The organism is Streptomyces sp. NPDC020299 (assembly GCF_044387825.1).
Taxonomy (GTDB): domain Bacteria; phylum Actinomycetota; class Actinomycetes; order Streptomycetales; family Streptomycetaceae; genus Streptomyces.
Genome location: NZ_JBIRWL010000016.1, coordinates 123,450 through 145,058, shown reverse-complemented (window position 1 = coordinate 145,058; position 21,609 = coordinate 123,450). Strand labels below are relative to the sequence as shown.

The window sequence follows — 21,609 nt, the reverse complement described above, 5'->3', positions numbered from 1 at the left end:
CCGGAGCATTGGGTGTTCCGGAGAGGCCGCTCGCGTGCCGGGCGGCTGGACTGCGGGGGTGCCGTTCCCCGAGCGAGAGAGTGAGATCCGCGTGTACGCCATCGTGCGCAGCGGTGGTCGCCAGCACAAGGTTGCTGTCGGCGACATCGTTGAGGTTGACAAGATTTCCACCGCCAAGGTTGGCGACACGGTCGAGCTCTCGACCCTGCTCGTTGTCGACGGCGACGCTGTGACCAGCGACCCGTGGGTGCTGGCCGGCATCAAGGTCCAGGCCGAGGTCGTGGACCACCACAAGGGCGTCAAGATCGACATCCTTCGCTACAAGAACAAGACCGGCTACCGCCGTCGTCAGGGCCACCGCCAGCAGTACACGGCGATCAAGGTCACTGAGATCCCCGCGGCTGCGAAGTAAGGGACTGAGGAGACATGGCACACAAGAAGGGCGCATCGTCCACCCGGAACGGTCGCGACTCCAATGCCCAGCGGCTCGGCGTGAAGCGCTTCGGCGGTCAGGTCGTCAACGCGGGTGAGATCCTGGTCCGCCAGCGCGGCACCCACTTCCACCCCGGCGCGGGCGTCGGCCGTGGCGGCGACGACACGCTGTTCGCGCTCCAGGCCGGTGCGGTGGAGTTCGGCAGCCACCGTGGCCGCAAGGTCGTGAACATCGTTCCGGTCGCCTGAGCTACGGCTTAGACCGAACGTTTCGCGAGGCGGACCTCACTTCCCGGTCGGGAAGGCGGGTCCGCCTTTCGCGTGTTGACATTGGCATTACCCCGTATGTATCTGGAGGCACGAACCATGACCACCTTCGTGGACCGCGTCGAACTGCATGTCGCCGCGGGTAACGGAGGTCACGGCTGTGCCTCCGTCCACCGTGAGAAGTTCAAGCCGCTGGGCGGCCCCGACGGCGGCAACGGCGGCCGGGGCGGTGACGTCATCCTGACCGTCGACCAGTCGGTGACGACCCTTCTCGACTACCACCACTCCCCGCACCGCAAGGCCACCAACGGCAAGCCCGGCGAGGGCGGCAACCGCTCCGGCAAGGACGGGCAGGACCTCGTCCTGCCGGTGCCGGACGGCACGGTCGTCCTCGACAAGGCGGGCAACGTCCTCGCCGACCTGGTCGGACACGGCACGTCGTACGTCGCCGCGCAGGGCGGCCGCGGCGGCCTCGGCAACGCGGCTCTGGCGAGCGCCCGCCGCAAGGCGCCCGGGTTCGCGCTGCTCGGTGTGCCGGGGGACCTCCAGGACATCGTCCTGGAGCTGAAGACGGTCGCCGACGTGGCGCTGGTCGGCTACCCGAGCGCGGGCAAGTCCTCGCTGATCTCGGTGCTGTCCGCGGCCAAGCCGAAGATCGCCGACTATCCGTTCACCACCCTCGTGCCCAACCTGGGTGTCGTCACGGCCGGTTCGACCGTGTACACCATCGCCGACGTGCCCGGCCTGATCCCGGGTGCCAGCCAGGGCAAGGGCCTGGGCCTGGAGTTCCTGCGGCACGTGGAGCGGTGCAGCGTCCTGGTGCACGTGCTGGACACGGCGACCCTGGAGTCCGACCGCGACCCGCTGTCCGACCTCGACATCATCGAGGCGGAGCTGCGCGAGTACGGCGGGCTCGACAACCGTCCCCGGATCGTCGTCCTGAACAAGGTCGACGTGCCCGACGGCAAGGACCTCGCCGAGATGGTGCGGCCGGACCTGGAAGCGCGCGGTTACCGCGTCTTCGAGGTGTCGGCGGTGGCGCACATCGGCCTGAAGGAGCTGTCGTACGCGCTCGGTGACCTGGTCGGCGGGGCGCGGGCCGCGAAGCCGAAGGAAGAGGCGACCCGGATCGTGATCCGGCCGAAGGCCGTGGACGACGCGGGCTTCACGGTCACCCGCGAGGAGGCCGGCGGGGAGCTGGTGTTCCGGGTGCGCGGCGAGAAGCCCGAACGCTGGGTCCGCCAGACCGACTTCAACAACGACGAGGCCGTCGGCTACCTCGCCGACCGGCTCAACCGCCTCGGTGTCGAGGGCGAGTTGATGAAGGCGGGCGCCCGCTCCGGCGACGGCGTGGCCATCGGCCCCGAGGAGAACGCGGTCGTCTTCGACTGGGAGCCGACGGTCATGGCGGGCGCGGAGATGCTCGGCCGGCGCGGCGAGGACCACCGGTTCGAGGAGCAGCGTCCCGCGGTCCAGCGACGCCGGGACCGGCAGGCGGAGCGCGACGAGGCCTTCCAGGAGTTCGGCGAGTTCAACCCGTTCGAGTGAAGTGGGGCGCGCGACCGCGCCCCACCGCCCCCTCACCGTCTCCTGAGCACGGCTTGGATCGGGCTTCACCTGTTGAACGGCTCGCCCCAGAATGTCTCCTGACACCCAGTAGCACACACAGTAATTCGGGTTGACCTTCGGTAAGACCCGTTGCGGCAAGATCACGTTCGTCGTGTGGTTCCCGTGCCGCAACGGGTCTTCTGTTGTCTGCCCATTTGTCATGCACGCGAAGGCTTCCGTTCAGCGGGCGGACCGTCCGGCCGTGGGAGCTTCCGAGTGTCCAAGAGGCCACTGTGGCAAGGGAGTTAGCGCATGACCGGAGTAACGCCCGACCGACGCCGCTTTCTGACCGCCGGTGCCGCCGTCCTCGGCGCCGCTGCCTCCGCCCAACTCTGGCTGCCGGGCACCGCGCGGGCGGCCGAGACCAAGCTGCCCGACGGTGTGTTCAGCCTCGGCGTCACCTCCGGCGACCCGCTGCCGGACGGCATCGTGCTGTGGACCCGGCTCGCCCCCGACCCGCTGAACGGCGGGGGTATGCCCGACAGCGTGGTTCCGGTGGAGTGGGAACTCGCCGAGGACGAACGCTTCAGAAAGACCGCGCGCCGGGGCGTCGCCCAGGCCCGGCCCGAGTACGGGCACAGCGTTCACGTGGATGTACGCGGTCTGCACCCCGACCGCACGTACTGGTACCGCTTCCGCACCAGCGGCCAGATCTCGCCCACCGGCCGCACCCGCACCGCGCCCCACCCGCACCGCAAGGGCGGCTCGCTGCGCGTCGCGCTGGCCTCCTGCCAGAACTGGCAGCACGGCTACTTCACCCCGTACGCCGACATGCTCGCCCAGGACCCCGACTTCGTGCTCTTCGTCGGCGACTACATCTACGAGTCCTCGCCCTCCTCGACCGCCGTGCGCAAGCACGAGGGCAAGGGCGAGCCGTACACCCTCGAGCAGTACCGCAACCGCTACGCCCAGTACCGCGGCGACCCCGACCTCGCCGCGATGCACGCGAACGCCCCCTGGGTGGTCACCTTCGACGACCACGAGGTCGACAACGACTGGGCCGGGGAGATCCCGCAGGACCCCGACAAGCAGTCGCACGACGCGTTCGTGGCCCGGCTGACGGCGGCCTTCCAGGCGTACTACGAGCACATGCCGGTCCGCGCCACCGCGATCCCCGACGGGCCGCACATCCAGATGTACCGGCGCCTGGAGTTCGGCCGTCTGGCCCGGCTCAACGTCCTGGACACCCGGCAGTTCCGCAGCGACCAGGCCACCGGCCAGGCCGGTGCCCAGGACCCGTCGACGACCATGCTCGGCGCGGACCAGAAGGCGTGGCTCCTCGACGGGCTCAAGGACTCCCCGGCGCGCTGGAACATCATCGCCTCGCAGATCATGATGGCCGAGACCGACCTCCAGCTCGGCGAGGGCAAGCTCTGGTACTACGACGCCTGGGACGGCTACCAGGCCGAACGCAACGCGTTCCTGAAGGAGTTCACCGACATCCGCAACCCGGTCGTGCTCAGCGGCGACCGGCACCTGACGATGATCAGCGACCTCAAGGAGGACTTCGCCGACCCCGACTCCGACGTCGTCGGCGCCGAGTTCGTCGGCACCTCCATCTCCAGCAGCGGCGACCAGGACCAGGCCGCCTTCCACGCCCAGTGGGACCCGCTGATGGCGGACAACCCGCACTGGAAGGTCATCGACGCCCACCGCGGCTACCACCTCTTCGACATCCGCCGCGACGGCATCGACGCGAAGGTCCGGGTCGTGGACACGGTGCTCAAGCAACAGGCGACCGCGAGCACGCTGGCCACCTTGCGGGTGGAATCGGACGAACCCGGCGTGCGGGTGGTCTGACGGCCCCTTGAGACACCGTCCGCACCGTGGGACTCACGCCAGTCCCACGGTGCTCTCAGGCAAGTCTCAGGTAAGTCTCTTACCTTCCGTTGGCCATGGAGATGGACTGTACGACCCCCGAGCCGCTGCCGAACGGCACCCGCCTGCTGCACATCGGCCCGCACAAGACAGGCACCACCGCCATCCAGGGCGCCCTGTTCGCCGCGAAGGAGACGCTGCTGCGGTACGGCGTCGAGTTCCCCGCGCACAGCCGGCACCCCATGGAGGCCGCGCTCGCCGCCTGCGCCCGGCCCGCGATGATGGGCGACACCGCACCCACCGACAGGCACTGGACCCGGCTGCTCGAACAGGTCCGTGCCACCGGCGCGCACACCTCCGTGGTGAGCAGCGAGTTCTTCGCCGACGCCGACGGCGGCGCCACCGTCGAGCGGATCGTCGGGCAGCTCGGCGGCGACCGGGTGCACATCCTCGTCACGGTGCGCCCGCTGGCGAAGATCATGCCGTCGCAGTGGCAGCAGTACGTGCAGAACGGGCTGCGCATGGGTTACGAGGAATGGCTGGAGCACATGCTCCGCAAGGCCCCGTACGAGAAGCCCAATCCCAGCTTCTGGCACCGGCACCGGCACGACCGGCTCGTGGAGCGCTGGTCGCGGGTGACCGGGCCGGAGCGGGTCACCGTGGTCGTGGTGGACGACCGGGACCGGGGCGGCCTGCTGCGCACCTTCGAGGCGCTGCTGAGCCTGCCCGGCGGTCTTCTCCAGCCGGTTCCGGACACCGCGAATCGGTCGCTCACCCTCGCCGAGACCGAAATGCTGCGGAATCTTAATGTGGAATTCCGGGGCAATGGACTGCCCGACGAGCTGTATTCCAGGCTCGTCCGCAACGGCGCGGTCATGCATATGAAGAACGCGTGCAGTCCCACCGCCCGGGACGTGCGGATCGCCACGCCCCGGTGGGCCCTGGAAGCCGCCGCCGCGGCCGGCGCCGAAGCGGCCGGGCGGATCGCCGCGATGGGCGTGCGGGTCCTCGGCGATCCGGCGCCGCTGTCCGCCGTGCCGGAGCAGGCCGCGGCGGAGCGTGCCGTGCCGGAGCAGGGCGAGCCGGTGCCCGACGTGGCCCGTATCGCTCCCGAGGTGGCCGCCCGGGCGCTGTACGGCGCGCTCGCCGCGGCCGCCTCCGTGCCCGCCCGGGCCGCCCAGGCGCGCAGCGTTCACCAGACGCCGTCGAAGGAACTCGTCCGGGTGCTCGGACACCGGTGCCTGAAGCGGCTGCGCGGGCGCTGAACGAGTCCCGCGACACCTGTGGAGTTACTCACAGCAATTCCGCGGAACTGACAAACAGGGCACCGCCCGTCACCAGTGGGGCAAGGTGAATGAGAGGTTGCGCGCACATATGCGGTGGCGGTCACTCACCTTGCACTGCGGTTACCCGAAGTGGGAGCATTTCCGCGTTCCCTGTCGCCCCAAGGTAGGTCACTTGTGTCCCAGCACATAGCCAAGCCCCGTACCACCGCAGTGATCCTGGCCGGTGGCACCGGTCAGCGGGTGGGTCTGTCGATCCCCAAGCAGCTGCTGAAGATCGCCGGCAAGGCAGTCATCGAGCACACCCTGACCACCTTCGAGAACGCCGACTCGATCGACGACATCATCGTGCTGATGGCGCCGGGCTACGTCCCCGACATCGAGAAGATCGTCGCCAAGGCCGGTTTCACCAAGGTCAAGAAGATCATCGAGGGCGGCTCGACGCGGAACGAGACCACCGAGCGCGCCATCAGCGCCCTCGGTGAGGGCCTGGCCGAGGGCGAGGACCGCAACGTCCTCTTCCACGACGCCGTCCGCCCCCTGCTGTCGCAGCGCGTCATCGACGACTGCGTGACCGCGCTGGAGCGCTTCGAGGCCGTGGACGTGGCCATCCCGTCCGCGGACACCATCATCGTCACGCGCACCCACGGCCAGGACGGCGAGTTCATCACCGAGATCCCGGACCGCTCCCGGCTGCGCCGCGGCCAGACCCCGCAGGCCTTCAAGCTGTCCACGATCCGCCGGGCCTACGAGGTCGCGGCCGGTGACCCCAACTTCCAGGCCACCGACGACTGCTCCGTCGTGCTCAAGTACCTGCCGGACGTGCCGATCCACGTCGTCGCGGGTGACGAGTACAACATGAAGGTGACCCAGCCGGTCGACGTCTTCATCGCCGACAAGCTCTTCCAGCTCGCCTCCACCGCCGCCCCCGAGCAGAACGGCGACGAGGCCTACCGCGAGCTGCTCACCGGCAAGACCGTCGTCGTCTTCGGCGGTTCGTACGGCATCGGCAAGGACATCTCCGAGCTCGCCGAGTCCTACGGCGCCAAGGTCTACGCGCTGGGCCGCTCCACCACCGGCACGCACGTGGAGAACCCGGAGGAGGTCGACGACGCGCTGTCCAAGGCGTACGCGGAGACCGGCCGGATCGACTACGTCGTCAACACCGCGGGCGTGCTGCGCATAGGCAAGCTCGCCGAGACCGACAACGCCACCATCGAGGAGGCGCTGAAGGTCAACTACCTCGCCCCGGTGCAGATCGCGCGCTCCTCGTACAAGTACCTGTCGGAGACCAAGGGCCAGCTGCTGCTCTACACCTCCAGCAGCTACACCCGCGGCCGCGCCGAGTACAGCCTGTACTCCTCCACCAAGGCCGCCATGGTGAACCTCACCCAGGCGCTGTCCGACGAGTGGGCGGGCGACGGCATCCGCGTCAACTGCATCAACCCGGAGCGCACCGCCACTCCGATGCGGACCAAGGCCTTCGGCCAGGAGCCCACGGGCAGCCTGCTCTCCTCCGAGGCGGTGGCCCGTACCTCGCTGGACGTGCTGCTGTCGGAGCTGACCGGGCACGTCATCGACGTCCGCCAGCAGGACCCGACGGCGGGTGCCGCCCAGGCCTCCGGCTTCGAGCAGGCGCTGGCCTCGGTTCTGGACCGCCAGGACGGCGTGTAATAATTGCCGCCAATTAGCGTTTAGGAATTCAGGCCTCTGCGGGCACCCGTTCACCGGGCGTTCGCGGGGGCCTGAATCCGTAAACCTGGCGAATCACCCGCAAATCCGCAGCACTTCCACACAAAACCGGCACTCCCCCTCCCAGAGCAGGTTTCTCAGTTGATATCCACCGCTATTCGCGTCGCCCGGGTGGGCAGCGCGGCCGAGCTGGCCGCGGCGGCCCTCATGATCCTGGGCTTCCCGGCGCTCATGCTGGCCGCGCTCGTCCCGAGCGTTCCCGCCTTCGCGGCCGCGGCCGCCGTGACGTATCTGGCGGACCACTATCTGCACCGCAAGGGCAGCTACCTGATCAACCGCCTCAGCAAGGTGCGGGCCGGTCTGTCGATCCGCTTCCTGATCCGCCAGCTGCTGCTGGTCCTGCTGCTGGCCCGGCTGTCCCTGTCGGACAACCTGATCTTCTACAGCGCCATCGCCTGCTTCATCGCCTTCTACGGTCTCCAGGCCCCGCACGGCGCGCTGGTCACCCTGATCCGCAACCGCCGCCGGATGCCGGTCGCCACCCGTAACATCGACCTCAAGTCGCGCGTCCGCATCCCGGACGCCCCGCCGCGCCGTCTGCTGCACCGCTCCGCGGAGAAGATGCTGCACCTCGACCTCGCGGCCGTCGCCGGCCTGCTGGTCTCCGGGGTCATGGACTCGGCCGTCGCCGGCTTCGTCGGCATCGGCCTCACCGTCAGCGTGGGCTGCCTGTACGTGCTGGCGCTGATGCCGTACGTGCGCGGCAGCAAGATCCCGCCGAACGCCGAGAAGGTGCTGGCCGCCGTCGACGACTGGCTGGCCGTCTACAAGCCCGAGACGGTGCTGTACTTCTCCGGCTCCAAGGACTCCGCGTACCAGGTCAACATGTGGCTGGAGACGATGGAGCAGTTGGACACCCGGCCGCTGATCATCCTGCGCGAGCGGGTCATCCTGAACAACCTGGCGCCCACCACCGTCCCCGTCGTCTGCGTGCCCGGAGGGGTGCACCTGATGAACATGGACCTGACCACGGTGCGCGTCGCGCTCTACGCGGCGAACGTCGGCAAGAACATCCACCTGCTGCGCGTGCCCACCATGAAGCACGTCTTCATCGGCCACGGCGACAGCGACAAGCTCGCCAGCGTCAACCCGTACAGCAAGGTGTACGACGAGGTATGGACCGCCGGCCGGGCGGGCCGCGACCGCTACGCCATCGCCGACGTCGGCGTCCGCGACGACGACATCGTCGAGGTCGGCCGTCCGCAGCTGGCGCCGATCCAGACCTGGCAGGGCGTGCCCGAGGCCCGTATCCCCACGGTGCTGTACGCCCCCACCTGGGAGGGCTGGGACGGCAACCCCGGCAACACCTCGATCGTGCTCGCCGGTGAGAACATCGTGAACAGGCTGGTGCAGGCCGACCCGCCGGTCCGCGTCCTGTACAAGCCGCACCCCTTCACCGGCACCGTCAGCAAGGAAGCCGGCGCCGCGCACCGGCGGATCATCGCCCTGGTCGAGAAGGCCGCCGTCGAGCGCGCCGCCGACGCGCACTTCACCGTCGACACCGCCGTCCAGGACCGCGCCAAGGCCGAACTGGCCCGGATCGAGGCCCGCCTCGCCGAGCTGTCCGGCACGGGCGGCGAGAAGCGCGACGAGGCCGAGGCCACCCGCGACGGCGTGGCCGACGTCAAGAAGCACGAAGAGGTCGCCCGGCTGCGCGGGGAGTGGAACGACGCCCACTGGCGCTCCTTCCCCACCTGGGAGCACCGGGTCGTCACCGGCGCCCAGCCGCGCCTGTACGACTGCTTCAACGTCTCCGACGCGATGGTCTCCGACATCTCCAGCGTGGTCTCCGACTTCATCGCCAGCGGCAAGCCGTACGCGGTGACGGACTCGGCCGAGCTGGGCGTGGAGGAGTTCAAGCGGCAGAACACCGCGGTGCGCGCCGCCGTGATCCTCTCCAACGGCGCGACCGAGCTGGGCGGGCTGCTGGACGCCGTACGCGACCCGGCCGCCGACCCGCTGGCCGCCGAGCGCAAGGAGCTCAAGCAGTACCTGCTCGGTCCCGACGAGCCGAGGTCCATCGACCAGTTCAACACCGCGGTGGCCGATCTCGCCCTCAAGGCCGAGGCCCGCAACGTCGGCCAGGAGGCCCGGGTGACCGGCGCCAACGTCGACCCCGCCGAGGCGGCCGAGCTGACCAACGCCCTGCCCGGCCAGCGGCTGTCGTCCACCGGCGAGACGGACGACGCGACCGCCGTCTGACCGGCCCCGCCCGCTCCCTGCGGCCCCCGAGGATCAACTCCTCGGGGGCCGTTCTCTTGTCCCGCTCTTACCGCATCCCCTGAGCGGCACTTACCGGGTCCGCGTACTTTCTGGTGGCACCGTCCGCAAGCCGTCGTCCACCGCGGAGGCATGTGACGTACACCACTGATTCAGGTGGTGGGGGCAACCGCTTCCCCTGGCAACCCGTCTAACAGATTGCTAATGATGCGATTCGGGGGAAACGCCCCATTGACCTTGGGGAACGTGTGAAAGAGGGGGAAATGTGACCGTCGTGACGCAGCCTGATGTGACCGTGATCATCGGGGCGTACGAGGCGATGCCGTATCTGGTCGAGTGCCTGGCCTCCGTGGAGGCGCAGACCCTGGACCCGGCGCGTATCGAGGTCATCGCGGTGGACGACGGGTCGACGGACGGGTCGGGGGAGTACCTGGAGGAGTTCGAGGCCCGCGCCGCCATGCGGGTCACCGTCGTCCGGCAGGCGAACTCGGGCGGCCCCAGCGGCCCGCGCAACGTCGGCCTCGGCAAGGCGTCCGGGCGGTACGTGTTCTTCCTGGACGCCGACGACCGGCTCGGCCCCGAGGCCCTGGAGCGCATGGTCGCCGCGGCCGACAGCAACGGCACCGACGTGGTGCTGGGCCGGGTCGAGGGGGTCAACCGCTCGGCGCCGAAGTCGATGTGGGGCAAGAACCTCGACCGCACCGACGTCTTCTCGTCCAACATCAAGTTCACGCTCAGCGCGCAGAAGCTGTTCCGCCGCGAGCTGCTCGAACGGCACGGGATGCGCTTCGACGAGTCCCTGTGGACCGGCGAGGACGCGCTGTTCACGATGGAGGCCTATCTGCGGGCCGACGGCGTCTCGGTCGTCGCCGACCACACCTGCTACTACCTGGTCGGCCGCGACGACGGCAAGCACGTCACCAAGTCCGGCGGCTACACCCTGCGCTTCGACTCCGCGCGCGCCCTGATGGACCTGATCGCGCGGATGGTCCCGGCGGGCCCCAAGCGCGACATGCTGATGGTCCGGCCCCTCACGATCACCCTGCTGCCGCAGTTCGGGCCCAAGTACCTCAAGGACAGCGACGAGGTGCGGCGGCACAAGCTGGAGCTGGCCAAGCCGCTGCTGGACGCCCACTGGACCCCCGGGACCGCCCGGCGCCTGAAGGTCCACGAGCGGCTGCGGCTCCACCTGGTGGCCATGGAGCGGCCCGAACTCCTGGGGGACGTCGTGGAGTTCGTCAGGTCGAAGAAGCAGGCCGCCGCGGTCCTGGAGAAGCGGGGCACCGAGGTCTACCTGGTCTACCCGCACTTCCGCTCCAAGAAGGCCGGCATACCCGACTGGGTGTACCGCGCCGAGGACCGGGAGGCCCGGGCCTTCGAGGGGTACCGGGGGGCCGCCGCCAACTCCTTCCTGCGCCGCGCCCTGCGCAAGGTGCGGCGCTCGCTGCCCACCGGGGGCTTCGCCGCGGCGGCCTGACCCGGCCCGGCGGTTACTGGCGCCCGGCCTGGAGGGCCCGCTTGATGGGGCGGCCCACCACGCGCCGGGCGCGACGGTAGACGCTGGTGGCGGGGGCGGCCTCAGTCGCCTTGGCGGCGGCGCCGACGGTCACCTTGGCCTTGGCCTTCGCCCCCGACCTCGCCAGCTCCTTCCGCAGCTGCGCGTTGTCGGCGGAGAGTTCGGTGATCCGGCTCTGCAGCCAGCCGAACCGCGTGGTCAGCGACGAGATGTCCGCGTCGTTCCACGGGCGGACGCCCGGCGGGAACGACAGCGACCGCATCCGCTCCTCGTAGGCCACGCCGCCGTCGCCGTGGGTGAAGGTGTTCTCCAGCCCGTTCTTGTCCAGGAACGCGGTGAACCGCTCGAAGCGCTCCGCGTGCCCGCCGACCAGCGCGCCGAAGTCGGCCTCCGCGTACAGCCGCGCGGGGTCGGCGGCCTCGGGCGTCTTCGCGATCTTGTCGAGCAGCTGGTGCGGGATGCCGAAGTAACGGCACAGCTCCAGCGTCCGCGAGTCCCCGCACAGCACGGTCGCGGGCGTACCGGCGAGCAGGGCCGCGATGTTGCCGTGGATGCGGGAGCCGAAGGAGAAGTCGAAGCCGCGCAGGTCGTCGATCCAGGTGACGGGGTCGATGTAGACACGGACCTTGTCCTCCCGGTACATCGGGTGGTCCGGGTGCGTCGGTATCGCGGTCACCTCGGCGTTCGGGTCCGACAGGTCCCGCCAGTGCAACTGCCGTGCGTCGCTGAGGTTCTGGCCGACGAAGCGCAGATGCGGATAGCGCTCGTGGGTGCGGGCGATGATCCGGTCCAGGTGCTGCTTGCGCACCGCGCTGTGCGAGCCGTTGATCGCGATCCGCGAGCCGGCCGTCAGCTCCGGCGTTCGCTTGCGCACGTCGAGTTCGCGTCCGTACATGAACAGCGACGGGCAGCCGATCACCTCGACGTCCCTGAAGCCCATGTCCTTCAGGTACTGCTCGGTGAACTCGCCGCGCACCCCGATCGACGCGCTGCGGTCGAGCACCGCCGCGCAGAAATCGCGCACGGCCGGTTCCAGCCGCTTCAGCCGCTCCGGGTTGTAGCTCACCCCGGACTGCGCGCCGACGCCCAGCACCACCACGGGGATCCGCAGCCGTCCGATGAGCCGGGTCAGCCGGTTCAGCCCGGCCTCGAAGGACGGCCGGAAGGCGTTGGCGAGCGGGACGACGAAGGCGTCGTACTCCTCGTTGATCCGGGCCGCCGCGGCCACGTCGGTGCGCATCCCGTTGGAGACCACCTCGGTACCGGGTGTCTCGAGGATCTTGTGGGCGGCGTCGCTGAAGATCAGGTTGCCCGAGTTGGTGGCTATGACGTCTCTGTGGAGGGCTTCCTCCAGCGGGACGACGTCGTAGGGGCTCTTCCCCGAGCGGAGGAGTATGCGCTTCACGCGGCGAACTGTAGGTGACACACCGTTGAAATTAACTTTGTGCAGGCTTTAATTTCTATAAGCAACCAGTGCAACCTTTTTGCCGTACGCGGGACGTGAGCAAACGATCACGCAGCGCCTGTCCGGAGGCTGGAATCGAGGGGCGGGGGCCGATCTCCTTCGCGTAGATTGCCGGGCAGGGCAGGCCGCATCTATGCGCAAGGGGACAAAGCAAGTGGCAAGGGCAAGGCAGGCCGTGGGCGAGGCCCGCAGGATCGTCGTCAAGGTGGGCTCCTCGTCGCTGACCACCGCCTCGGGCGGCCTGGACGCCGACCGGGTCGACGCGCTCGTCGACGTCCTCGCCAAGAGCCGCAGTGGGGGGGAGAAGGAGATCGTCCTCGTCTCCTCCGGTGCCATCGCCGCCGGACTCGCCCCGCTGGGCCTGCGCCGCCGCCCCAGGGACCTCGCCCGCCAGCAGGCCGCCGCCAGCGTCGGCCAGGGCCTGCTCGTGGCCCGCTACACCGCCTCCTTCGCCCGCTACGGCGTCCGCGTCGGCCAGGTGCTGCTCACCTCCGACGACATGAGCCGCCGCGCCCACCACCGCAACGCGTCCCGCACCCTCGACAAGCTCCTCGCCATGGGCGCCTTCCCGATCGTCAACGAGAACGACACCGTCGCCACCGACGAGATCCGCTTCGGCGACAACGACCGGCTCGCCGCCCTCGTCGCCCACCTCGTCCACGCCGACCTGCTGGTCCTGCTCTCCGACGTGGACGGCGTGTACGACGGCGACCCCGGCAGACCCGGCACCTCGCGGATAGCGGAGGTACGGGGACCCGCCGACCTCGACGGCATCGAGATCGGCAGCTCCGGCAAGGCGGGCGTCGGCACCGGCGGCATGGTCACCAAGGTGGAGGCCGCCCGGATCGCCGCCGCCGCGGGCATCCCGGTCGTCCTCACCAGCGCGGTCCACGCGGCCGAGGCGCTGAGCGGCGGCGACACGGGCACCTGGTTCCACCCCACCGGCAAGCGCTCCGCCGACCGGCTGCTGTGGCTCCAGCACGCCTCCACCCCGCAGGGGTCCCTGACCCTGGACGACGGAGCCGTACGCGCCGTCGTCGAGCGCCGCAAGTCGCTGCTGCCCGCCGGGATCGCCGCCGTCGACGGAGAGTTCAACGCCGGCGACCCGGTCGAGCTGCGCGACGGCACCGGGCGCGCGGTGGCCCGCGGGCTGGTCAACTTCGACGCCAGGGAGATCCCCCGGCTGATCGGGCGCTCGACCCGGGAACTGGCGCGGGAACTCGGCCCGGAGTACGAACGCGAGGTCGTACACAGGGACGACCTGGTGGTCCTGCACTCGTAAAACGGGGCGTAACGACCGACCCCGGTGGGGGACGTTCCGTAAAACCGCCACGCGAAGCCCTGCGGCCTGCTCAACTTTCCTGAGGGGCGTGTTTCAGGCGCGCGCCCCCCCACGGGCACAGCGTGAAGGAGGCCGTCGTGAGACGAGTGCGCCCCGGTGCGGCGGCGTCCCGCGGTGCTCTGACGAGCGTCGCGGCCGGTGACACCTACGAGGAGCCGAGGGACCTGCCCCGCTTGTGGCACGTCACCCTCAGCGTCTCCGGGCAGGAAGTCCCCCTGGGCGACCTCAGGCGCGCCCTGGAGCAGCTGGCCCACGACCACCCCTTCCTGCTGACCAGCAGGTACGCCAACGACCACGCGGAGATCCGCTACTGGGAAGAGGCCCGCGACCTGCACGACGCCGCCGCCGTGGCCCTGCGCCTGTGGGGCGAGCACCGGCAGACGGCCGGTCTGCCGCCCTGGGAGATCGTCGGCCTGGAGGTCATCGACCGCGAGACCTACCACCAGCGCGTCGCCGAGGGCTACGGACCCCCGCCGGCCACTCCCGTGGGCGTTCACCCCTTTTGATCCCATCTCGGGCTGTGGAACAGGCCGTGAACAGCGCTCCCGGGAGCACTACTCTTCCTTTATGACCACGCTCTCGCCGTACGACTCGATGTCCCCGGTCACCCAGGCCGCCTACCGCGCCAAGTCCGCCGCCGCCGACCTCGCGCCGCTGCCGCGCGCCGTGAAGGACGACGCGCTGCTCGCCATCGCGGACGCCCTGGAGGTCCGGACCAGCGAGATCGTCGAGGCCAACGCCAAGGACGTGGCCAAGGCCCGGGAGAACGGCACCAGCGAGGCCATCGTCGACCGGCTCACCCTCACCCCCGAGCGGGTCCGCGCCATCGCCGCCGACGTCCGTGACGTCGCGAAGCTGCCCGACCCGGTCGGCGAGGTCGTCCGCGGCTCCACCCTGCCCAACGGCATCGACCTGCGCCAGGTCCGCGTCCCGCTCGGCGTGGTCGGCATCATCTACGAGGCCCGGCCGAACGTCACCGTCGACGCCGCCGCCCTCTGCCTGAAGTCCGGCAACGCAGTACTGCTGCGCGGCTCCGCCTCCGCCTACGAGTCGAACACCGCCCTCGTCCGGGTGATCCGGGACGCCGTCGGCGGCGCCGGGCTGCCCGCCGACTCCGTGCAGCTGGTGCCGGGGGAGAGCCGGGAGAGCGTGCGCGAGCTGATGCGCGCCCGCGGGCTCGTCGACGTGCTGATCCCGCGCGGTGGCGCCTCCCTGATCCAGACCGTCGTCGCCGAGTCCACCGTCCCCGTCATCGAGACCGGCACCGGCAACTGCCACGTCTACGTCGACGCCGAGGCCGACATCGACATGGCGGTCGAGATCCTGATCAACTCCAAGGCCCAGCGGGTCAGCGTCTGCAACGCCGCCGAGACCCTCCTGGTCCACCAGGACATCGCCCCCGAGTTCCTGCCGCGCGCCCTGGACGCCCTCGCCGAGGCCGGGGTGACCGTGCACGCCGACGAACGCGTGCTGGCGTACGCCAAGGACTCCCGGGCCACCGTGGTGGAGGCCACGCCGGACGACTGGGACACCGAGTACCTCTCCTACGACATCGCCGCCGCCGTCGTCGACTCCCTGGACCGGGCCGTCGCCCACATCCGGCTGTGGAGCTCAGGACACACCGAGGCCATCGTCACCACCTCCCAGCAGGCCGCCCGCCGCTTCACCCAGCTGGTCGACTCGACCACGGTCGCGGTGAACGCCTCCACCCGCTTCACCGACGGCGGCCAGTTCGGTTTCGGCGCCGAGATCGGCATCTCCACGCAGAAGCTGCACGCGCGAGGCCCGATGGGCCTGCCCGAGCTGACCAGCACCAAGTACATCGTCACCGGCGACGGACACGTACGGCGCTGACCGCGGCCGGCCGGGACGCCCCGGCTCGTGCTGTCCGGTGGGTCGCGTGAAAGACGTCTCATCAGGCGGATGAATTTCCATACCGTCTGCCCAAAATGACCCCCCAGGACTAGTCTGGACCCGTGCCGGAGGACGTGGGGGGCACGCCGTTCCCGGACGGCTGGGAGCCCGACGACGACCACGACCACGGGGTGCCGGACGATGAGTTCGCCTCCGTGGTCTTCGACGAGGCCTTCGTACAGGCGGCCGTGGTGCACGAGCCGACCGCCGTCGAACGCCTCCTGGCCGCCGCCCAGGCGAGAGCCGAGGCCTCCGAGGCGGAGGCCCGCCGCGCCCATGCCAGAGGTGAGCGGTACGACGAGCGGTACAGCCCGGACGGCACCGATCTCGGCCATGATCCGGACCTGGACGACTTCGACGACCCCGACGTCCTGGCCGACCGGTACGGCACCTCCGGGTCCTACGGCAAACAGGTCCGCTGGCACCGCCCCGTCGCCTGGCTGCTCGCCGTCGTGATGGGCGTCGGGATGGTCGCGCTGGCCTTCGCCGCGGTCTACCGCGGCGCCTCCTCGGGCAGCCGGGACCCGGTTCCGTCACACGCTCCCACCGGCCTGGAACAGGGCACCGCGGCGGGCCCCACCGCGTCCGCCGAATTCTCCCAGCCCGCCCAGCCCGCGGCCTCCGCGATCCCGCGCTCCCCCTGAGCGGTCCGGGACGCCCGTGGTGAGAACCTGTCAGAAGTTGTCGTGCAGCGGGGCGTTTACCTGAGGCTCCCGGGACCTACTCTGAAAGTATGGGCGGGCCTGGAGACCCACCGGAGGGGCCACCCGAGGGCGCCCCCGGTGGTGGAGAGGACGAGTACCGATCCGTCGTGTTCGACGAGTCGTTCGTCCGCGCTGCCCGCCTCCAGGAGTACTCCGCGCAGGAACGTATGGCGGACCACGCCCCGGCCGTCCGCCGCCGCCCGCCCCTGCACCGCGGGCTGTCCCGGCAGGTGCTGGTCCTCGTCCTGCTGATAGCCGTCGCCTTCGGCACCGCCATCTACATGGGCGTCCGGCACCCCTACGGTTCCGCCCAGGCCCGGCGGACCGTCGACCCCCTGCGGATGACCGTCATACCGCTGGCCCCGCAGGGCAAGGTGCCCGGATCGGCCGACGCCGAGTACCTGTACGCGCACAGCCCCGCCGCCCAGTTCGCGGTCGGCGCCCACGGCATGCCGCTGCCCGCCACCCGGAGCACCGCCCACTTCTCGGAGAGCCAGGTCGTGGCCGCGCTCTCCGCGGCCAAGGACTACATCGTCCGCTCCTCGCTCTACCCCGAGGTCCTCGACAGCAGCGACGTCCAGGCCGCCCGGGCCCTGCTCGACCCCGGGCAACTCGACCAGTTCGACCAGAGCTTCGAACACCCCGCCGCCGACGGCCGGCACACCCCGACCGGATGGCTGGTCCGCTTCGACCCCACCCGCGCCGAGCTGGCCGACCGTGAGGTCCGCGTCCAGGGCAGCTTCCAGGCCGCCGAGACCGACTCCGCCACGCTGGAGGTGACCGCGGACCACACCTTCGTCTACGCGCTACGGCAGACCGGTGCCGGCGCCAAGGCCCCGGCGTCCCTGTTCACCGTCCGCCGCGAACTGACCTTCCGCTTCGACCGCGACGACCTGCGCACGCACCAGGTCCAGCTGGTCGTCTCCTACGTCCAGGCGGGCCCCCTGTCCTGTGCCGAGGACGCCACGAACCATCTGCGTCCCCTGCTGGCCGGCCAGACCGCCAAGGCGGGCGGCCCCGCGGGCACCGACCCCTACGCGACGGGCAGCGCGACCGCCCTGTGCGGGACGCTGGCGGCCGGGGCCGAGCCGAAGGTGTGAGCGGCCGGGGGTATGAGCGGCTCGTTATTCCTCGTCCTGCGGCGGAGCGTCCGTCGGTGGCTGGTCCGTCGGCGACTGGCCCTTCGGCGGGGGCGGGCTGGTGAACCCGTCGAAGCCGCGCCGCACCCGGCCGCCCAGGTCCCCGGCCCCGCCGGCGAGGTCGGTGACCAGCTTCATCAGCGGGTCCTTGGAACTCTTGACGTGGTCGGCGTAGTGCGCCGCCGACTCGCGGAACGAGTCGCTGACCGAGGTGTCCTTGTCCTCGTCGCGCCGCGGGTAGTGCCCGTCCATGATCCGCTGGTGGTCCCGCGACTCGGCCCACTTCTTCAGCTCGGCCGCCCGGACCGTGGTGAAGGGGTGGGAGCGGGGCAGCACGTTGAGGATCTTCAGCACGGAGTCGCGCAGGTCGCCCCCGGCCTCGTACTCCTCGGCCTGCTGCAGGAACGCGTCCACGTTCATCTCGTGCAGGTGGTTGCCGCCGGCTATCTTCATCAGGCCGCGCATCGAGGCCCGCAGGTCCTGGCCCACGAGGAGGCCGGCCCGGTCGGCCGAGAGCTCCGACTTGCGGAACCACTCGCGCAGCGCCGTCACGATCGCCAGGACCGCGAGATTGCCCAGCGGGATCCAGGCGACCTTCAGCGCGAGGTTGGTCAGGAACAGCAGGATCGTGCGGTACACCGCGTGGCCGGACAGCGCGTGCCCCACCTCGTGGCCCACCACCGCCCGCATCTCCTCCTCGTCGAGCAGTTCGACGAGCCCCGTGCTGACCACGATGATCGGCTCGTCCAGACCGATGCACATCGCGTTCGGCTGCGGGTCCTGGGTGACGTACATCGGCGGGACCTTCTCCAGGTCCAGGATGTAGCAGGCGTCCCGCAGCATGTCGCCCAGGTGCGCGAACTGCTGGTCCGAGACACGCACCGAGTCGGACAGGAACAGCAGCCTGAGGCTCCGCTCCGGCAGCAGCCCGCTGAGCGCCTTGAACACCGTGTCGAAACCGCTCAGCTTCCGCAGGGCCACCAGGGCCGAGCGGTCGGCAGGGTGCTCGTACGCACGGGAGGAGATCCCCGGGAAACGCCTGCGCTGCCTGCTCGGCACGCTCCCGTTCCCCTGCCCGTTGTGTACGTGGCCGTCGTCGGACATGTCTTCCCCCATGCGCGTCTGAAGTGCCCCATGTGCCCCCGAGGCAGGCCCCACCCTAGGCGGAGATACCGTGGACGGGCAGTACAGCCGAAGGAGTCCCGCCATGGAGCACACCCCCGCAGCCGCCTGGCTGACCGAGGCCGCGAGCGCCGCCCCCCAGCACGGTGCGGGGAATCTGCTCCGGATCGTACTGGTCGTGATGGTCCTGGGCTGCGCGCTGACCGCCTGGTTCCTGCTGCGCGGGTACAAACAGAAGGACGACTGAGCGGCCCGCGGAGTTCCCCGGCGTCCACCCCGGGCTTCCCCATCGGCGGAGTCGGGGTGATCGGCTCCGGACCGCCCGCATACGATGAGCCGACATCTTTGTCCCGCCCACCGGATAGGTCCTGCCGAGATGAGCTTCCACAGCACCGCAGCCCAGTTGGTCACCCTCGCCGCCGAGGGCGAGGAACACGGCGGAAACCACGAGAGCCTCAGCCCCTACGTCACCGGCGGCGGCGCGTTCATCATCCTGCTGCTCCTGCTGTGGATCACCACCCGCTTCAACCGCGACCGCTGAGCCGGCAGACCGTCGCCGGGGATCTGGCGGCCGGGCCTCACGGGCCGGGCCGGTAGGGTCTGCACGCATGGGAGAGCAGGACATGCCTACCGGTCCGGCGAACGACACGTCCGACGACACGGTGAAGGCCCCCGGGTACCGGCCGGGCCACGGCCCCGCGCACACGGGCAAGCGACGCCTGGGCGTGATGGGCGGAACGTTCGACCCGATCCACCACGGGCACCTCGTGGCGGCCAGCGAGGTCGCCGCGCAGTTCCAGCTGGACGAGGTGGTGTTCGTCCCCACCGGCCAGCCGTGGCAGAAGTCCCACCGCAAGGTCTCCCCGGCCGAGGACCGCTATCTGATGACGGTCATCGCGACCGCCGAGAACCCCCAGTTCTCGGTGAGCCGCATCGACATCGACCGCGGCGGCCCCACCTACACCGTGGACACCCTGCGGGACCTGCGTGCGCTCAACCCCGACAGCGACCTCTTCTTCATCACCGGCGCCGACGCCCTCGCCCAGCTCCTGACCTGGCGCGACAGCGAGGAGCTGTTCTCCCTCGCGCACTTCATCGGGGTCACCCGCCCCGGCCATCAACTGACCGACCACGGCCTTCCGGAGGGCGGAGTCACGCTCGTCGAGGTTCCCGCGCTCGCCATCTCCTCGACGGACTGCCGTGCGAGAGTCGCCAAGGGCGACCCCATCTGGTACATGGTCCCGGACGGAGTCGTGCGCTACATCGACAAGCGCGAGCTGTACCGCGGCGAGTGAGCCGAGAGGGGCACCGGTGAACGACCGATACGACCCGGGGTACGGGCAGGACCAGTACGAGCTGGTCGGCTACGACGAGTACGGGCAGCCTGTCTACCGGCAGGTCCCCGCCCAGCACACGCCGCCCCAGGCCTACGACCAGTACGCACAGCAGGGCTACGGCTACGACCCGTACGCGACCGGACAGCAGCAGTCCATGCCGCAGCAGTCCGGGCCCCAGCAGTCCATGCCGCAGCAGTCCATGCCGTCGTACGACCCCTATGACACCGGTCAGCAGGCGTACGACCCGTACGGGCAGGCCGCGGCCGGCGGCCGGCAGCCCCAGGTCGCCGAGCAGACCGCCTACATCCCGCACCAGGCCGGGCCCTCCGAGGCCGAGGCCGAGGCCGAGGCCGACGAGACGGACGCCCCCGCCACCGGCGAACGGGATTACCGCACGGAGCAGTTCGCCTTCGTCGAGCAACCGGACGGCGACTCCGAGGACGTCATCGACTGGCTGAAGTTCACGGAGAACCGCACCGAGCGCCGCGAGGAGGCCCGCCGCCGCGCCCGCAGCCGGGTCATCGCCCTCGTCGTCGTCCTCGCGCTGGTCGCGGTCGGCGGCGTCGGCTACCTCTGGTACGCCGGGAAGCTGCCCGGCCTGTCCTCCTCCGGCTCGACGTCGGGCACCACCACGGCCGCGGGCGCCCAGAAGCGCGACGTCATAGTCGTCCACCTGCACAACACGGCCAAGGGCGGCACCTCCACGGCGCTGCTCGTCGACAACACCACCACCAAGCGGGGCACCACCGTGCTGCTGCCCAACTCGCTCGCCATGAGCGGGGACGACGGCACCGCCACGACCCTCGCCAAGTCGGTCGGCGACGACGGCTCCTCGGGCACCCTCGACCAGCTCGACACCGTCCTCGGCACGAACATCGAGGGCACCTGGCGCCTCGACACCCCCTACCTGCAGAACCTCGTCGAGCTCGTCGGCAACATCGACATCGACACCAACGCCGACGTGCCCGACCCGGCCGCCAAGAAGAAGGGCGGCGCGCCCCTCGTCCACAAGGGCCAGGACCAGACCCTCAGCGGCAAGATGGCCGTCGCCTACGCCACCTACCGCGCCTCCGGCGAGTCCCAGAACGCCCAGCTGGAGCGGTTCGGCCAGGTCATGCAGGGCGTGCTGCGCAAGATGCCCTCCGACCCGACCACGGCGACGACCACCGTGCAGACGCTGGCGCAGATCCTGGATCCCTCGCTGACCGACAAGGACCTGGGCGTCTTCCTCGCCAAGCTCGCCGACCTCGCCAAGGGCGGCGACTACAAGACGGCGCTGCTGCCGGTCCAGTCCGACGGCACGCTGAGCGCTCAGACCAGCGACAGCGTGGTGAAGGACATCCTCGGCGGCACCGCCAAGAGCCCCGAGGCCGGGGCGGCCGTCCGGGTCTCCGTCCAGAACGCCACCGGCGTCAAGGACAACACCGAGAAGACACGCGTGGTGCTCGTCAACGGCGGCTTCACCTTCCTGGAGGCCGGCACGGCGGCCACCACCCGGGCCACCTCCGAGGTGCTCTACGCCGACGCCGCCGACAAGGAGAACGCCACCGAGGTCGTCAAGACCCTGGGCCTGCCCTCCGGCTCGGTGAAGAAGGGCACGGTCAGCTCCAACGCCGACGTCTCGGTGATCCTCGGCCAGGACTACAAGCCGGCGTCCTCCTAGGACGCCGCGCGCACCGCGATCCGGCGG

At 70.3% G+C, this 21,609-nt stretch carries 19 protein-coding genes; 17 read left to right on the top strand and 2 right to left on the bottom strand.

What is annotated here, in order from left to right; translation table 11 throughout:
* The first annotated feature begins 91 nt into the window (after positions 1-91).
* The 8 genes from rplU to ACH45E_RS33880 all read left to right on the top strand — a co-directional run bounded on the left by rplU (position 92) and on the right by ACH45E_RS33880 (position 10,857).
* Complete coding sequence (rplU, locus tag ACH45E_RS33915) at positions 92-412, top strand: 50S ribosomal protein L21 (RefSeq protein ID WP_007381993.1); 321 nt, start codon at positions 92-94, stop codon at positions 410-412.
* Positions 413-426: 14 nt separating this feature from the next.
* Entirely contained in the window at positions 427-681 is a 255-nt protein-coding gene (gene rpmA, locus ACH45E_RS33910; RefSeq protein WP_061922958.1) for a 50S ribosomal protein L27, read from the top strand.
* 117 nt (positions 682-798) lie between these two features.
* Positions 799-2,247 carry a GTPase ObgE gene (obgE, locus tag ACH45E_RS33905; RefSeq protein WP_361451138.1) on the top strand — a complete coding sequence of 483 codons (1,449 nt, stop codon included), beginning with the start codon at positions 799-801 and terminating at the stop codon, positions 2,245-2,247.
* A gap of 312 nt (positions 2,248-2,559) precedes the next feature.
* Entirely contained in the window at positions 2,560-4,107 is a 1,548-nt protein-coding gene (locus ACH45E_RS33900) for an alkaline phosphatase D family protein (RefSeq protein ID WP_361451135.1), read from the top strand.
* 95 nt (positions 4,108-4,202) lie between these two features.
* Entirely contained in the window at positions 4,203-5,390 is a 1,188-nt protein-coding gene (locus ACH45E_RS33895) for a hypothetical protein (RefSeq protein WP_361451133.1), read from the top strand.
* A gap of 195 nt (positions 5,391-5,585) precedes the next feature.
* Positions 5,586-7,082: a bifunctional cytidylyltransferase/SDR family oxidoreductase gene (locus ACH45E_RS33890; RefSeq protein WP_361451132.1), complete on the top strand. Its 1,497-nt coding sequence runs from the start codon at positions 5,586-5,588 to the stop codon at positions 7,080-7,082.
* 159 nt (positions 7,083-7,241) lie between these two features.
* Entirely contained in the window at positions 7,242-9,362 is a 2,121-nt protein-coding gene (locus tag ACH45E_RS33885) for a hypothetical protein (protein ID WP_361451129.1), read from the top strand.
* A gap of 292 nt (positions 9,363-9,654) precedes the next feature.
* Complete coding sequence (locus ACH45E_RS33880) at positions 9,655-10,857, top strand: glycosyltransferase family 2 protein (RefSeq protein WP_399042109.1); 1,203 nt, start codon at positions 9,655-9,657, stop codon at positions 10,855-10,857.
* 13 nt (positions 10,858-10,870) lie between these two features.
* Here ACH45E_RS33880 and ACH45E_RS33875 read toward each other — a convergent pair whose 3' ends face one another.
* Positions 10,871-12,301 carry a polysaccharide pyruvyl transferase family protein gene (locus tag ACH45E_RS33875; protein ID WP_361451123.1) on the bottom strand — a complete coding sequence of 477 codons (1,431 nt, stop codon included), beginning with the start codon at positions 12,299-12,301 and terminating at the stop codon, positions 10,871-10,873.
* A 235-nt stretch (positions 12,302-12,536) separates the two neighbouring features.
* On the opposite strand from ACH45E_RS33875, the gene proB reads away from it, so the two are divergent.
* The 5 genes from proB (at position 12,537) to ACH45E_RS33850 (ending at position 17,421) form a co-directional block, all read left to right on the top strand.
* Positions 12,537-13,643 (top strand): glutamate 5-kinase, encoded by a 1,107-nt coding sequence (proB, locus tag ACH45E_RS33870; protein WP_361451168.1) that lies wholly within the window; start codon positions 12,537-12,539, stop codon positions 13,641-13,643.
* A 137-nt stretch (positions 13,644-13,780) separates the two neighbouring features.
* Complete coding sequence (locus ACH45E_RS33865) at positions 13,781-14,209, top strand: hypothetical protein (RefSeq protein ID WP_361451120.1); 429 nt, start codon at positions 13,781-13,783, stop codon at positions 14,207-14,209.
* A gap of 61 nt (positions 14,210-14,270) precedes the next feature.
* Complete coding sequence (locus ACH45E_RS33860; RefSeq protein WP_361451117.1) at positions 14,271-15,557, top strand: glutamate-5-semialdehyde dehydrogenase; 1,287 nt, start codon at positions 14,271-14,273, stop codon at positions 15,555-15,557.
* 122 nt (positions 15,558-15,679) lie between these two features.
* Positions 15,680-16,261, top strand: coding sequence for a hypothetical protein (locus ACH45E_RS33855; RefSeq protein WP_361451114.1), 582 nt, complete (start codon positions 15,680-15,682; stop codon positions 16,259-16,261).
* A gap of 89 nt (positions 16,262-16,350) precedes the next feature.
* Complete coding sequence (locus tag ACH45E_RS33850; protein ID WP_361451111.1) at positions 16,351-17,421, top strand: hypothetical protein; 1,071 nt, start codon at positions 16,351-16,353, stop codon at positions 17,419-17,421.
* Between the two features lie 24 nt (positions 17,422-17,445).
* Here ACH45E_RS33850 and ACH45E_RS33845 read toward each other — a convergent pair whose 3' ends face one another.
* Positions 17,446-18,564 (bottom strand): M48 family metallopeptidase, encoded by a 1,119-nt coding sequence (locus ACH45E_RS33845; protein WP_361451108.1) that lies wholly within the window; start codon positions 18,562-18,564, stop codon positions 17,446-17,448.
* 103 nt (positions 18,565-18,667) lie between these two features.
* Between ACH45E_RS33845 and ACH45E_RS33840 the strand changes: the two genes are divergently transcribed.
* The 4 genes from ACH45E_RS33840 (at position 18,668) to ACH45E_RS33825 (ending at position 21,582) form a co-directional block, all read left to right on the top strand.
* Complete coding sequence (locus ACH45E_RS33840; protein WP_361451105.1) at positions 18,668-18,829, top strand: hypothetical protein; 162 nt, start codon at positions 18,668-18,670, stop codon at positions 18,827-18,829.
* Between the two features lie 129 nt (positions 18,830-18,958).
* Positions 18,959-19,123 carry a hypothetical protein gene (locus ACH45E_RS33835; protein WP_361451102.1) on the top strand — a complete coding sequence of 55 codons (165 nt, stop codon included), beginning with the start codon at positions 18,959-18,961 and terminating at the stop codon, positions 19,121-19,123.
* A 67-nt stretch (positions 19,124-19,190) separates the two neighbouring features.
* Positions 19,191-19,877 carry a nicotinate-nucleotide adenylyltransferase gene (nadD, locus tag ACH45E_RS33830; RefSeq protein ID WP_361451099.1) on the top strand — a complete coding sequence of 229 codons (687 nt, stop codon included), beginning with the start codon at positions 19,191-19,193 and terminating at the stop codon, positions 19,875-19,877.
* A 16-nt stretch (positions 19,878-19,893) separates the two neighbouring features.
* Positions 19,894-21,582 carry a LytR C-terminal domain-containing protein gene (locus tag ACH45E_RS33825; RefSeq protein ID WP_361451096.1) on the top strand — a complete coding sequence of 563 codons (1,689 nt, stop codon included), beginning with the start codon at positions 19,894-19,896 and terminating at the stop codon, positions 21,580-21,582.
* Positions 21,583-21,609 lie beyond the last annotated feature (27 nt).

What these genes read in the sequence shown, in the direction of transcription:
- ACH45E_RS33840 (WP_361451105.1), top strand. Translation starts at nt 18,668, where the DNA reads ATGGAGCACACCCCCGCAGCCGCCTGGCTGACCGAGGCCGCGAGCGCC.
- ACH45E_RS33900 (WP_361451135.1), top strand. Translation starts at nt 2,560, where the DNA reads ATGACCGGAGTAACGCCCGACCGACGCCGCTTTCTGACCGCCGGTGCC.
- ACH45E_RS33845 (WP_361451108.1), bottom strand. Translation starts at nt 18,564, where the DNA reads ATGTCCGACGACGGCCACGTACACAACGGGCAGGGGAACGGGAGCGTG.
- ACH45E_RS33860 (WP_361451117.1), top strand. Translation starts at nt 14,271, where the DNA reads ATGACCACGCTCTCGCCGTACGACTCGATGTCCCCGGTCACCCAGGCC.
- obgE (WP_361451138.1), top strand. Translation starts at nt 799, where the DNA reads ATGACCACCTTCGTGGACCGCGTCGAACTGCATGTCGCCGCGGGTAAC.
- nadD (WP_361451099.1), top strand. Translation starts at nt 19,191, where the DNA reads ATGGGAGAGCAGGACATGCCTACCGGTCCGGCGAACGACACGTCCGAC.
- ACH45E_RS33835 (WP_361451102.1), top strand. Translation starts at nt 18,959, where the DNA reads ATGAGCTTCCACAGCACCGCAGCCCAGTTGGTCACCCTCGCCGCCGAG.
- rpmA (WP_061922958.1), top strand. Translation starts at nt 427, where the DNA reads ATGGCACACAAGAAGGGCGCATCGTCCACCCGGAACGGTCGCGACTCC.
- ACH45E_RS33895 (WP_361451133.1), top strand. Translation starts at nt 4,203, where the DNA reads ATGGAGATGGACTGTACGACCCCCGAGCCGCTGCCGAACGGCACCCGC.
- ACH45E_RS33850 (WP_361451111.1), top strand. Translation starts at nt 16,351, where the DNA reads ATGGGCGGGCCTGGAGACCCACCGGAGGGGCCACCCGAGGGCGCCCCC.